The sequence below is a fragment of the Aliamphritea ceti genome (assembly GCF_024347215.1).
GTDB lineage: Bacteria > Pseudomonadota > Gammaproteobacteria > Pseudomonadales > Balneatricaceae > Amphritea > Amphritea ceti.
The window spans coordinates 3,425,879-3,439,992 of the sequence record NZ_AP025282.1; the positions used below are offsets into that span (position 1 = coordinate 3,425,879).

11 protein-coding genes are annotated in these 14,114 nt (G+C 47.6%); 6 read left to right on the forward strand and 5 right to left on the reverse strand.

The annotated features are described in order from the left end of the window. Nucleotides 1–75: 75 nt before the first annotated feature. Nucleotides 76–3,021: a sensor domain-containing protein gene (locus OCU49_RS15765; RefSeq protein ID WP_261841514.1), complete on the reverse strand. Its 2,946-nt coding sequence runs from the start codon at nt 3,019–3,021 to the stop codon at nt 76–78. A gap of 353 nt (nt 3,022–3,374) precedes the next feature. On the opposite strand from OCU49_RS15765, the gene olsF reads away from it, so the two are divergent. The 4 genes from olsF (at nt 3,375) to OCU49_RS15785 (ending at nt 7,366) form a co-directional block, all read left to right on the forward strand. Further along, nucleotides 3,375–5,168: a bifunctional ornithine lipid synthase OlsF gene (olsF, locus tag OCU49_RS15770; RefSeq protein WP_261841515.1), complete on the forward strand. Its 1,794-nt coding sequence runs from the start codon at nt 3,375–3,377 to the stop codon at nt 5,166–5,168. A gap of 147 nt (nt 5,169–5,315) precedes the next feature. Continuing rightward, nucleotides 5,316–5,846 (forward strand): hypothetical protein, encoded by a 531-nt coding sequence (locus OCU49_RS15775; RefSeq protein ID WP_261841516.1) that lies wholly within the window; start codon nt 5,316–5,318, stop codon nt 5,844–5,846. Between the two features lie 93 nt (nt 5,847–5,939). After that, nucleotides 5,940–6,653, forward strand: coding sequence for a VWA domain-containing protein (locus tag OCU49_RS15780; RefSeq protein ID WP_261841517.1), 714 nt, complete (start codon nt 5,940–5,942; stop codon nt 6,651–6,653). A 17-nt stretch (nt 6,654–6,670) separates the two neighbouring features. Further along, entirely contained in the window at nt 6,671–7,366 is a 696-nt protein-coding gene (locus OCU49_RS15785; RefSeq protein WP_261841518.1) for a DnaJ domain-containing protein, read from the forward strand. 3 nt (nt 7,367–7,369) lie between these two features. Here the strand turns inward: OCU49_RS15785 and OCU49_RS15790 are convergent, their stop codons facing one another. After that, entirely contained in the window at nt 7,370–8,617 is a 1,248-nt protein-coding gene (locus OCU49_RS15790; protein ID WP_261841519.1) for a hypothetical protein, read from the reverse strand. Nucleotides 8,618–8,836: 219 nt separating this feature from the next. Here OCU49_RS15790 and OCU49_RS15795 point away from each other — a divergent pair, with 219 nt between their 5' ends. Next, complete coding sequence (locus tag OCU49_RS15795; protein WP_261841520.1) at nt 8,837–10,156, forward strand: sigma 54-interacting transcriptional regulator; 1,320 nt, start codon at nt 8,837–8,839, stop codon at nt 10,154–10,156. Between the two features lie 3 nt (nt 10,157–10,159). On the opposite strand, the gene ybaK is transcribed toward OCU49_RS15795, so the two are convergent. Then, nucleotides 10,160–10,633, reverse strand: a complete 474-nt coding sequence (ybaK, locus tag OCU49_RS15800; protein WP_261841521.1) for a Cys-tRNA(Pro) deacylase — start codon at nt 10,631–10,633, stop codon at nt 10,160–10,162. A gap of 61 nt (nt 10,634–10,694) precedes the next feature. Next, the gene (locus OCU49_RS15805) at nt 10,695–10,913 is read right to left on the reverse strand and encodes a DUF3820 family protein (protein ID WP_261841522.1); all 219 of its coding nucleotides are present in this window, start codon (nt 10,911–10,913) and stop codon (nt 10,695–10,697) included. Nucleotides 10,914–11,102: 189 nt separating this feature from the next. On the opposite strand from OCU49_RS15805, the gene OCU49_RS15810 reads away from it, so the two are divergent. After that, nucleotides 11,103–11,936: an MOSC domain-containing protein gene (locus tag OCU49_RS15810; RefSeq protein ID WP_261841523.1), complete on the forward strand. Its 834-nt coding sequence runs from the start codon at nt 11,103–11,105 to the stop codon at nt 11,934–11,936. A 5-nt stretch (nt 11,937–11,941) separates the two neighbouring features. Here the strand turns inward: OCU49_RS15810 and OCU49_RS15815 are convergent, their stop codons facing one another. Continuing rightward, nucleotides 11,942–14,107 carry a tRNA(Met) cytidine acetyltransferase TmcA gene (locus tag OCU49_RS15815; protein ID WP_261841524.1) on the reverse strand — a complete coding sequence of 722 codons (2,166 nt, stop codon included), beginning with the start codon at nt 14,105–14,107 and terminating at the stop codon, nt 11,942–11,944. Nucleotides 14,108–14,114: the final 7 nt, after the last annotated feature.

Genomic DNA, 14,114 nt, shown 5'->3' on the forward strand with positions numbered 1-14,114 from the left:
CATAATAATTTTGCAGCACGAATACTAGTAGGCCCAAAAAATCTTTAAGGAACTTTCAAACAAAAATAACCGATATTAAGCAGGCAGGACCTGTGCTGATTTATGGATGACATTCATGAATTGATCTTTACAAACGGGTTTACTATAGAGAAATCCCTGCAACAGGTCGCAGCCCAATTCCTGTAAAAGTTCTGCCTGCTCCGGAGTCTCTACACCTTCAGCAACAGTGGTCAGCCCCATACCATGAGCAAGTGCTATAACCGAACGTATTAATGCAGCATCTGCTGAGTCTGTTAGCGAAGCAGCAACAAATGATTTATCAATTTTCAGGGTATTAAACGAGTAACGTCGCAAGTAACTGATAGACGCAAAGCCGGTACCAAAATCATCTATAGACAGCTTGATACCTGCCCCGGTGATTTTCTGAATCTGTTCATCAACCTCAGACCAACGGTTCAGCAATAACCCTTCTGTAATTTCCAACTCGAGGATTTTTGGCGATAAATTATATTGCGCCAGTAACGACAGTAACCAGTCAGCAAAGCCGTTTTTCTGGAATTGTTTAGGCGAAACATTGATACACATTCGAAAATCTTCGGGTAAATCAGTACGCCAGCTCAGGTATTGTTCCAGCGATCTTTCTATCACCCAGTCACCTAACTCATTAATCAGCCCCAGATCTTCCGCTAACGGAATAAACTCGTCCGGGCTTACCTGAGCTAAAACAGGACTGTGCCATCGAAGTAACACTTCACATGCCACAACCTCACCACGCCGGCTACAGGTAATTGGCTGAAAATGCAGACTCATTTCTTCGAACTCTAAAGCACGTTGTAAATGCGTTTCCATCACCATTCGCTGTTGCGCATGCTGATTCATTTCCGGGGTAAAAAAGTGATAGTCGTTACGCCCCCTGGATTTTGCAATGTACATTGCCGCATCAGCATTGCGCAGCAATGTTTCTGCATCGTCACCGTCCTGTGGATACACCGCCCCACCCAGAGAAGCTGTTACAAACAGCTCGTGTTCTTCGATATACACCGGTGAATTAAATGCCCGCAATACTTTTTCAATAATCCGCTCTGCAACATCAATTTCATCGAAATCATCCATGATCAGCAAAAATTCATCGCCTCCAAACCGGGCAATAATATCTTCACTGCGAACTGCCTCCTTAAGAAGCTCGGCAACACTGGCAAGAAACCGGTCACCAATACTATGACCAAAGCTGTCATTAATCCGCTTGAAGTGATCCAGATCGATAAATATAACCAATACGTGTCTGTCGCGCTTTTTAGCAATACGAATACACTCACTAAGACGTTGCATGGCCACCAGACGATTCGGCAACCCCGTCACAGCATCATATTTAGCCTGAAAGGCCAGCTGCTGCTCCTGCCGCTTATGCCGGGTAATATCTTCCATTATGCACACATAATGGGTGATGCTCTGATCATCCCCCGTAATAGGAGCAATACTGGTCAGCGCCCAAAACTCTTCTTTGTTCGCCCGATGATTGAGTAACTCACCACGCCATGGCAGCCCCTGATGGAGGTTTTCCCACAATCCCGTGTAAATATGTTCCGGCATTTTGCCTGACTTCAGAATCCTGGGGGTTTCACCAAGCGCTGCCTGACTGTGATATCCGGTGCTCACTTCAAATGCGGGGTTAACGTATTCGATAACACCTTGCTGATTAGTGATTAAAATTGCCGACGGGCTTTGCTCTACAACTGTAGAAAGCTGACGCAACTTCAGTTCACGACGATTACGGGTAGTTATATCTGAAATAAATCCTACAAACCCCCGTGTTTTGCCCTGTTCGTTCAACCGATAGTTAATACTGACCCGAATATCGATAACGCTGCCATCCTGACGAATACCTTTACGACTATAAGTATCAAGATGCGGAAATTCGTCCACCATACGTTTCAGTTTACGGCTGTAATACTCACGCTCTTCAGGACTCATGGTTTCACTAACCGCGCGGCCAACCATCTGATCCGGCGGATAGGCAAAAATCTGATGCGCTTTAGGGTTAGCAAAAATAACGGTGCCCTGCAGATCAATTTCAATAATTCCGTATGGCGACGCATCAACCAGTGCACGAAACCGCATTTCATTATCGATGACCTGATTCTGACTGTTAATCAGTTCTGTCATATCCTGGACGACACCTCTGATCAAGGTGACTTCCCTTAGAGGATCAATCACAGGTTCAGCCTGAACATGTAACCAGCGAAGCGAACCGGTAGGATGTATTAGCCGTATCAGGCAGGTATCAATCTGTTTACTGATCATTACTTTATCGGTAAGTGACCGTAACTGCGCCCTATCTTCAGGCAGTAACTGTTCCAGCACATCACTCAACACAGGTGTCTGTTGTGGGCTTAGCCCAAACAGGCTGCGTGCCTGCGGCGTGCAATTTAACTGACGACTCTGAATATCCAGGGTCCAGCCTCCCAGGCTGGCAAGGCTCTGTATACGTTGTAACTGATCATTACTGGCGCTTAACCGTTTAAGAAGCTGTAACCTTGTCAGCTCAGCTTCTACGCGGTTAATAAGTACCGGCAGTAAACGTATCAAACCGGCGGATACCTGGAGCCGACCACGGGACGCAAGCAGCAGGTTGCCCATCGGCTCGCCATCGTGATCACATAACGGCACCCCGAGATAACCATCCATCTCAAGCTCTTGCAGCATGTCTGCTTGCGGATAACGAACCATGGCACCGTCAGGAATATACAGAACCTTGCGGCCCTGTAATTCAAAACAAGGGGTATTTTCAAGACGATAGTGAATATTCGCGGCGGGAATGCCATCCAGGCACAAAGCCAGACTGGTCGCATTATTAGAATTTTCGTAATCCAGCAATGACACCATTGCCAGATCGGCGCCCATTACTTTAACTAACCCGTTAACCAGCCCCTGAAAAAAGGCTTCGTCGTACAGGTTTACCACTCCATCGATCAACTGCTGAAATAACCGTGAAGCATCCGTATCTATAAGATCAGAAGTCACAATAAATCCTTTTCGGAGTTTCTTATCCTACCCGGTCTGTCCAACAATACTTCTGCTGAAAGAAACTCTTAGTCTGGATGCAGGCGTCTGATTACAAGCCGGAGGTTCGGCGATACAAGCAGTACACAATGAATGAAGGTCGCGTCCGACGCACCACATCGTATGTTTGAAACTATTGCTTTGAAACTAAAGCCAAGACACACAATTGTAAAGCCCAAGTTCATATATACCGGGATTTTCGGCAGGCTTAGCGAGAAGAGGCTGTCATCCGAATGTCACCAAACAGCAAACCAACTGTCACCAAACCGTCCTAAATTATCTGCCACACGTTTAGCAGATAAGGCCTAATACCCGTGATCAATGTCGAACAGATCATCAGTGAAAAATACCCTTCCTTTATGACTAAGCCGGCACCGTTACGCCGTCCGACATTGTATTTTCTACGGCGCCTGTTTCATGAATCGGAAGTAAACAGTTTTCTGGAAAAACACCGTCACTGTGAGGGGTTTGAATTCATTGACCGGGTGCTGGACTACTTCAACTTCAGCTATAGCCTGAGTAATACTGACCGTCTGAACATTCCATCCAGTGGCCGGGTTGTCATCATTGCGAACCACCCGTTAGGTGCGCTGGATGGCCTGGCACTGATCAAACTGGTCGGTGAAGTTCGCCGTGATGTAAAAATTATCGCCAATGATATGCTGGCCAACTTCGCACCACTGGCTCCCGTATTGTTGCCCGTAGACAACATAAGTAAAGCCACCCATAAGCAGGATATTGCCAACATTAATGCTGCGTTGCGTAACGAAGAAGCTGTAATCGTCTTTCCCGCCGGAGAAGTCTCCCGCGCAGGCCTGACCGGTATTAAAGACAGTAAATGGAATAGCGGTTTCATGCGCTTTGCCCGTCAGACCAACAGCCCTGTTTTACCTGTCTATATTGGCGGTAAAAACTCCCCACTGTTCTATTCGCTATCAATGCTCAACCGGGGGATGTCTTCCGCATTGCTGCCCCACGAAATGTTCAACAAACAGTCAGCTGTTCTACCGATCAAGGTCGGCGAGCCTGTTGCCTATAGTCAGATTGATGGATTACCGGTTAATAACAGTGAAAAAGTAAAACTGATAAAACGCCACCTTTACCGAATTGCCAAAGGCAAAAAACCACTGTTTATCACCGAAAAAACGATCAACCACCCACAGGACCGTCAGGCACTCAAACAAGAGCTACGTGACAGCGAACTGCTGGGCGAAACCAGTGACGGTAAAAAAATATTTCTATTCGATTACCGTGCAGACTCAGCGGTTATCAACGAGATTGGCAGGTTAAGAGAAATTGCTTTCCGCCGCGTTGGCGAAGGTACCGGCGAACGCACAGACCTTGACAACTATGACCCTCACTATCGCCACCTAATTCTCTGGGACGATGATGATTTGGAAATTGTCGGTGCTTACCGGCTGGCCGAAGCCTGGCGAACCGAAGCCGACAACCCTGGCCATGAGCACCTCTACAGCGCCAGCCTGTTTGACTATAAGGACGCGATGCAACCGTACTTCTCACAGGGTATTGAACTGGGACGTAGCTTTGTGCAGCCGAAATACTGGGGCAAGCGCAGCCTGGATTATCTCTGGTATGGCATTGGCGCTTATCTAAAGCGCCACCCCCAGGTACGTTATATGTTTGGCCCTGTCAGCCTGAGTAACACCTATCCTAAGGCTGCTAAAGACATGCTGGTATATTTTTATCGCCTCTATTTCCCAGACACTGAGAACCTCGGCAACTCGCAAAGCCCTTATCAGCTGGATGCAGCAACAGAAGACAATATGCGCTCTATATTCGCCGGGGATGACTACAAGGAAGACTTTAAAACCCTTAAGCATCAGCTGGATTTCTGTCACGTAGCCGTGCCCACTCTCTACAAGCAATACGCAGATGTATGCCGTGAAGGCGGCGTACGTTTTCTGGACTTTGGTGTCGACGCCGACTTTAACTACTGTGTTGACGGGCTGGTACTGGTCGATATGCACTATCTGAAAGATAAAAAACGGCAGCGCTATATGGGAGACACTACCAACTCAAAATCTGAGCTCTTTCCTAAGCCAAATGATGAAATAAAGCCGGTTACCAGTACTCCTTTAACAGCCTAATACCATTGAAAAAGTGCTGCTAACAGACGTCCATGGATGCTGCTAGTATCTGCATAATCCGTAAGATATTGGCCTGACTGGATTTACCTACTCTTCTGACTGCTGTTATGCTGAATTAAGTATTCAGAAAAAGGAAGGGGCACTTCGATGGGTAAGTTCAGACATACTGAAAGTCTTAATCAGCTCCCTCTGACAAGTAATACACAGACATTATTTGCTACCAGTCTGGTTTTAGCTCTGGACCCCGACTTCACAACAACTATCCTGTTACCTGAGGCTTCTGATTACTCCTCTGCATCAAACTCATCAACACCCCCCTTAACAAATCGATACCAACCCGACCTTTCCGATGCCAACCACTTACTTAGCAGCCAACAGGATCACATCGATTTCAGCAATGAACTGAGCAAAGTATTATCCCCGGTATCCCTGCAGCTCAAAGACAATCTGAGCCCACCACCAATTGAAACCTTGCTGGACGAACCGGATCATATGATTTCTGATCTGCTTAACCGTATTACGCCGGTTACAGATACAATGTTCATTGCTTCCTCAGGACAACCGGCATCACCTATCATGCCAATTGATCTGAGTACCTTTGCACCATTCGACAGTCACGATTTGCATAGTCTTGAGCTTCTTAATAACCTGATAATCGATGAAGATATTCTCAGCTGAATTGAGCATCAGGAAACTTCTTTTCATCCCACCGTTCTATAATTGAATGAAGCCTTCAGGATAAAACCTGCATCGACCAAACGGAGCCAGAGAATGTCAGACAAGTCATCCTTACCGCAGAAAACGTCTAGCAACCAGGAAATTGAAGCCTTTCTGGAACAGGTTCAACGTAGCCCGGCCGTTATTAATACCGGTCATCAGGGTCGGCTTGTTTTTTCTCTGGATGCCACCGCCAGCCGTGAACGCACCTGGGATCAGGCATGCCAGATTCAAAATCAGATGTTTCTTGAGTGCCAGTCCCTTGGTGGAATCTCAGTTCAGCTTTGCCATTATGCCGGTTTCGACCATTTTTCAGCATCAAACTGGATGAATACCCCTGACGCCCTGCTTAGCCAAATGCGCAATGTTCACTGCATTGGCGGCCACACACAGATAGCCCGTTTACTGCAGCACGTTCTCAGAGAAGTTCGTCAACAACCGGTACAGGCATTAGTATTTGTGGGCGACTGTGTCGAAGAACCTGTGGATTTTCTCTGCCAGCTGGCAGGTCAGGTAGGTTTACTGGGCACACCTATTTTTATTTTTCATGAAGGCCGTGATATAACCGCTGCCCAGGCTTTTCGTCAAATGGCAAAAGTGTCCAACGGTGCTTACTGCCGGTTTGATAATAGCAGTGTCGCCCAGCTCAAAGCTTTACTCAGTGCAGTGGCTGTTTATGCCGCCGGTGGACGTAAAGCTCTGGAAAGCTTTGCCGAACAGCAAGGCGGTGAAGTTAAACGTCTCAGCCAGCAATTGGGACATAAATAACCCGGGAACTCCTTGTCGTGAATCCAGTAACTTTTTTCATCCTTAGCGCGTTGTTTGCAGTCTGGTTTGTCTGGACCCGTCGTCAGCCGCAGCAGCAACGCCGCCAGACCAATATTAAGTTACTGATTTTTATTCTCGGTATTCTGCTGTTCTACCTCATACTTACCGGCAAACTTCACTGGCTGGGAGCTGCTGTTGCTGTTGCTCTGCCCTTTGTACGCAGACTGTGGCCCTTCATACCTTTTATTGGCCGTTTTCTGAAGCAAAGAAGCAACCGTCAGGGTGGCAACACCTCTGCAGTAGATACACCAATTCTGCACATGGAGCTGGATCACGACAGCGGTGTCATGTTCGGTACGGTGCTGGAAGGTCCGCTAAAAGGCCATCAACTGGGCGACATGTCTGAGAGTGAGTTTATACAACTGCTTAATTATTGCCGGCAACATGATCAGCAATCGGCACGCTTACTGGAAACTTATCTGGATAAACGCTTCGGTGAGAGCTGGCGGGAAGATGATAAAGCCGATAACACCGCTCCATTAAGTGAAGTAGAAGAGGCTTATCAGATATTGGGCCTGGAAAAAGGTGCCAGCGAAACAGCTATCATTGAAGCACATCGCCGGCTGATGCAAAAAATGCATCCTGACAGAGGTGGCAGTGACTATCTGGCAGCAAAAATTAATCAGGCTAAAGATATACTCATGAAGCGTTAATCTTTATTCAATCTCGAGCAGCTCAATATCTTCAACGGGCTGCTCATTTGCCTGCACTTTCACCGCCTCAAAGTTGAAAGTGCGTACTTCCTGACTGTACTCATTATTCAGCACCGGAGCTTCTGCTTCAGAAAGTAGCTGTGGTGCAGCCGTATCGCCCGGCTGATCGGTCACTTCACTATGCCAAACCAACGGACTCTGCATCCAGAGCTGAAAACGTGCACCATCGGGTAATTCAGCAAGCCGTCCTCCCTGTAACTGATACATCGCCCGGTTTAAACGCTTAAAAATTAACAGGAATGCCTTATCCGAAAGGTCTGACATGGTCAGCACCAACTTTTGTGACTCCAGCAATTGCCAGGTACCGCGTTCAGTAACGGCATTCTGCTGCTGGCGCCGCACTAAACTTACCCGACCATCCTTATGCAGTTTTAATAAGGCTTCCACACCGCCTTCTCTAAACTGATATAAACCACTGACCATATCACTGGCAGGCTCTCCTCTGCGGGCACAACCAATATACTCATTGCCATACAGCAACATGCTGGCCCGGAAATTCAGTAGGGTTCCATTTTCAGGGTCAACACAGCGGCCTGGTTTCAAAGCAATCTTAAATTCAGGAATACCTTTCGAGGAAATAACACTGGCAAACGTCTGCTCCTCACTCAACTTGCCTCTGCTGAACTGCCCGGGGGTTGCCACCCTTTCATCTGTTTGTGCCTCAGAATCCGGCGACTGACGACTCACGGGAAAACTATAACTCCCCAAAGGCTCGATACTCTGGACTCGCGCACCGTTTTCATGAATATCCGCAACCCAGTAAGGAGACGAACTGGCAGCCCGGAAACTGACGTTCGATAAATCAAAGAAACAGGTACTTTCACCACCACCGGCAACATGTAGATCAGACACTCGGACACGATTCTGCTGATCCGCCTGCGCGCCAGTGAACTCCATATAAACAGGCAAACCACCCGCACCTAACTGCTGATAAAAACGCTGTAAGCTACCATCTGATGTACCATCAACCAGCGTCCACCAGCCATTGTCAAAACAGGGACGAAAACGTAGCTGAGCATCCTTTAACTGTACAATCCCCCGCAAAGCCAGGTCCTGCTCAGGTACAGTTGTTGCAGATTTACACCCCACCAACAAAAGTACCAGACACAAACATTCAAACAGCCGCCAGCGACCGGCAACAGTCGATGTTCGATCAGATGGTAACCTTGCTGTTCTGTTGCAGTGTTGCACAGTCTTATCCCTGTTAAACTTAAGCTTCAAGAAAGCCTTAAAAAACCTAAAAAATACAGCATCTTAACAACCAACCGACACATCGCCTACCGGACAACATTTTTTAACGCGATTAAGCGAAGAAAAAATGCAACCATCGTCCCAAATTCACATCTAAACGTTGATGCCATAAACGGATCGGTTACAATGATTATAGGTCGTTAAGGAAATTTCCCCATTATGCAGATGCAACATCGTATCCTGTTACTTGCAGATACGCCGCAAATTATCCGCCGTTGGCACTTGTGCCTCAGCGCTCAGGGTTATGCTGTCAGCCATATTAACGATATAAACCAACTGGCCAGCCAGGAAAGATTCGATCAGTTACTCATCGATCTTTCAGAGTCGCTTCCAGGTGTATCACTCAGTCAATTACCCGTACAACGGACACTGCTGCTGGACTCTGCAAACAGCCAAACCCAGACGGCTATCACTGAAAACAAATCTGATCAGTTAACCATCCTGGCAAAATCTGCCGACGACCAGGAAGTCCTTAGTATCATTCGCGCGCGGCTACAATCGTCTGTTACCGCTGAACCCAGGCTTTACAACACAGAAATTGGCCCGGTGCTCAGTCCAAATATGCAGGCAACCCTTCAGCAAACTCAACGTATTGCCGCGGCCAGCAGTAATCTGACAATTGTTGGCGCTGCCGGTAGTGGTAAAACCAGTATTGCGAAAACATTACACGCTGCCAGCAAACATGCAGAGCAGCCTCTGACTGATCTGAACTGCGCTCAGTTATCCACCAGTATGATCAGTAAGACATTATTCGGTGATAGTGAACTAGACATACCGCCAGCAATTACTCAAACAGACGCGACCCTGTTACTCCGGCACATTGAACAACTGGACTTTCGGTTACAGATTCAGCTCAGCACCAGCCTCTCACAGACTGAAACGACCCCACGTATTATAGCGACCACCAGTGCTGACCTGGATGAAATATTCACAAGCGGCCAACTGGCAGCAGACCTGTATTACCAGATAAGTGACATTTGTTTGCAGGTACCAAGCCTGCAACAACGGACAGAAGATATCCCTCTGTTGGCAGAACACTTTCTGACACAAAATAATAACCGGCCAACATTAAGCAACAGCGCTAAACAACTGCTGTTGCATGAACCGTGGGAAGGTAATGTCGCACAGCTAAAACGCTGTATGGACCAGCTGAATATAGAAAGGGGTTCTGATCCTTCTGAAGGAGTTATCGAGGCAGCAGAAATTCTTGCTGTACTTGAAGAATCTGCACCTGAAATCCCTTCATTCAATCAGGCCCGGGCAGAGTTCGAACGTAACTATCTGGTCCGGATACTGACATTCACCCAAGGTAAAGTCAGTAAAGCTGCCAAACTGGCGCAACGGAACCGTACTGATTTTTATAAACTACTGGCGAAACACGAACTGAATGCAGCTGACTTCAAAAAATCTGCCAAAACAGCTGGCCAAACATCCGCCACAGTTAAAACAACAGTATCGGCGTTATCTAAAAGTGCTTAACAACTAGCCAGTAAGATCAGCAAACTGCCCTTTAGACAGCAACAGTAAATCTGTTGCTTGCAGCTCAATTTCAAGACCTCGTTTACCTGCGCTGACAAATACCGTCGGCCAGTTTTCAGCGCTGCTATCCAGCAGTGTTGGCAATGCTTTCTTCTGCCCCAGAGGGCTAATCCCCCCCAGCAGATACCCGGAACTGCGCTGTGCAGCTTGCGGGTCAGCCATGGCTATTTTTTTGACTTTAAACGCCTTAGCCGCAGCCTTAAGATTCAATTGCGCAGCAACCGGCACTATTGCAACAGCCAGTTGTTTATTATCGCCATTCAATGCCACCATCAGGGTTTTATAGACCTGACCCGGATTAATATTCAGCGCCTGAGCCGCTTCGTCACCATAAGACTCGCAGTTAGGATCGTGACTATAACTGTGAACCTGATGCGAAACAGCCTGTTTTTCAGCCAGAGTAATAGCGGGTGTCATACCGTGCCTTAGTTACATAATACTTCGTGAAAGCTGGATAATTTTAACGATGTTTCAGATTTTAACGCTGCCGTAATGGTTCCAGAATATCCTCAAGACCATTCAGTTTTACTTCGTATAACAGCTGCAGCAACATACCAATTTCTCCGGGGGGAAATCCCTTACCGGAGAACCACACCAGATAAGGTTCCGGTAAATCCATCAGCACACGCCCCTGATATTTGCCAAATGGCATCTTCATAGTGGCAAGCTTTTCAATATGTTTTGTTGTTAAATCCATGCTGTTGTCCGCATTAAACCGATAGTCAGAATCAGATACAAACTTTAACCGATAACAGCCTGCTTTAAATAGAAAATTTTACTGAATTCCCGCATAGGAATAGCTACACTCAAACATAAGAGACGCAGCCTGAAACATCACATAAAACGACTCTAGCCAGTTAACCACACAGATTCATTGAGGCATTAAATGACCTGTACGCTCAACCAGTTACACGTATATCCAATTAAATCCACTGCAGGTATCAGCCTGAACCGCAGTCATGTTTCTCCCCGCGGCCTTAGCTTCGACCGTGACTTTATTCTCCGGGATTTAAAAGGCCGCTTTATTACCGCCCGCACGCATCCAAAACTGGTGCTGGTTACAGCGAGCCTGACACCCGGCGGCATGGTACTCAGTGCTCCGGAAATGCCAAACATTGAAGTCAGCTACTCTGCTTTCAGTAATAACTATTTAGATGTAAAAGTCTGGGGCAACGAGATCAGCGCACAGCATTGCCAGGCAGATGCCGACCACTGGTTCAGCACATATTTACAAGTTGAATGTCAGTTAGTGTACTTCGGCGAACAGTCACAACGGGAAGTTGATGGCCATGCCGGACAACCCGTCAGTTTTGCCGACGGTTACCCATTGCTGCTTATTTCACAGGGGTCATTAAACGACCTTAACGCTAAATGTCCTGCGCCTATCAGCTTTGCACACATGCGGCCTAATATCGTTGTTAGCAGTACAGCACCCTTTGCTGAAGACAGCTGGTCACAGATACGCATTGGTGAAGTTGAGTTTGATGTGGTTGAAGCCTGCAGCCGTTGCGTATTTACCACAGTTAATCCAAAAACAGGGGTACGCAACGAGTTCAAAGAACCGCTAAAGACCCTCAAACAATACCGTCGCGATGAAAAAGGTGAAGTGTTCTTTGGCCAGAACCTGATTCCACGTAATCAGGGTGTTATTCATGTCGGCGACACTGTCGAGATACTCGGTGGTAAATCACCGGTCAGCCTGCTACCTGCTGAAGCCTGACAACGCTAATAATTAAGCAACACCGCTATCGCCTCGCGAACCTGTTTTAACAGGTTACGTGGCGATACCTGTTGCAACGATTCAGATGGCAAATCATGCCAGTCTCTCGCCTGCAATATTTTACCAATCACCAGCAACTGCTGATCCCGCGTTAACGCTGTCAACTTACCTGCCAGAGCACACCGATACACCCAATGCTGCAATACAAACTGACAACTATCATACTGGCGATGGGCCAGAGCAAACGCGGTTAGCTCATCCCGGTCCGCAGGGCTTAAGTGCACATCTTCATCTAATCGATTATCAGACAAATCAGCAAACACACCGGTTACCAGAGCTACATCCAGGTTATTCAGATAACTGCTGAGTAAACTGCCATATTGCCGTTGTAAACGGGAACGGGCCTGTTGCAAAAGTTCCGATCCGGTTGTGCTGCACCCCCTGAGCATAATGACACCATGGGTGGCACTGACACTGTCACGGGTTAAGCCAATACGGGCCAACTGATAGCCATTATGCCGCCAGAAACTCAGTAACTCTGATGTCAGGCCGAACCCTGTACCTAACCAGTCAAATGACATTTCTCCGGCATACAATTCCAACTGCTGCAGCATACGTTCTGCAACTTTTCTTCGCTGCAGCGCTGGCCGAACTGCAATCCGCATAATCCGCAAGCCTTTAGCTTGTCCGGCAAGCTGAATCGCTTCCTGAGCGAGCAAAGTCTGTGGAATAAGATGACCTTTAGGACGGCGCTTACCCGCATACACAGCTTGCGCTAACGCCTCTTCCAGCGGACCTTCTGCAGCGACTAACATAGTTCCAAGCAGAACATTTCCGACAACAGAGAATGCACCCCATACCTGCAGATTCGGGCTATCAAGCAAAATACGCAGATCACCAGGCGTAGTACGGTAATGTGCCAGTACTAAAAGACCAAACACATCATTTAATAAAGCTTCATCTGCTAACAATGCATCGCGATCCAGTAACCGAACATCAACCTGTTGTGTCAGTAATTCAGGATCAGATTTCAGCTCTGCAGGCTCTGCGGCCAACATCAAAGCAGCAAAAGTAAATGCTTCCAGCGAATCACCTTCAGCCCAGCGCACAGGCGTATTCAGACGCAGGTCATGCCAGCCAGCAGCACAGCGGTTAAGCAGCCCTTTAAAACGTACTGCAAACCCCTGTCCGGTACCTTCATAACCATGGACAGTTGAGGCAAACACACATCGGGAATACGCTTTCAGTAAACGCGCTAAAACAGGTACCGGAATTGCCGCAGCCTCATCCACCAGTAACACATCCGCTTGCGGCATTAATTCCAGCATTCGGTCCGGCTGATAAAAAGTAATCTGAGCATTGCCAGAACGAATATTCCCAGAGGCTTCTGTTACCTCCGGTAGATTATCTGCAGCCGCACTGAATAAAGCTTCTACCGCTGAAAACGCTGGCGCAACAACGGCAATATTGTTCACCCCCTGGCCAACCATTTTTGCAGCTAACAAACCCAGACTGGCTGACTTACCACGACCTCTGTCGGCCGTGACAACCTGCACCGCAGGCCTTTTGCCGGTTAACTGAACTGCCAGGTGTTCCACCAGCTGTTGCTGTTCCAGGCTGCGGTAAGGGGCTTCGCACTCTTCAGGCAAGATAACATTCTCGACTGAAGGAATAGCAGGCAGAGGCTGCCCTTGCTGCAACAGCTGTAGGCCATCGCCAGTAGCGATTAAGCCCGCAATACGTTGAATAAACCGGCGACCAACGTCGTCGCTACTATAGGGCTCTACTGCGATATGCTGTAGTTCAGGATCATCAAATTCAGGCCACTCATTAAGCTTAGGAATGAGCAATAACATCAACCCACCAGCCACCAAAACACCGCTAACCTGGCCAAAAGCATTTGGGTTAAACCCAGCATAAGCATCGACAATCAGCCGCTGCCGCTCCTGTCCTAAACAGTTACTTGCATGTTTAGGGCTAACGCATTCAACACCTTCTGGAATATTTACAGGAGAGAGTTCACTGCCCAGCCACAAACAACTGTCTTCAGGGTTAAGAGTCGTCAGTTGCTGATTTAACCAGTCGAGGTCTCCACTGAGCACCAGTAACGCCCGCTGCTGTCGTGCACGTGCGCTAGCCGACAGCTGCTGAAAATAAGCCTTGGTTAACATGACAGGG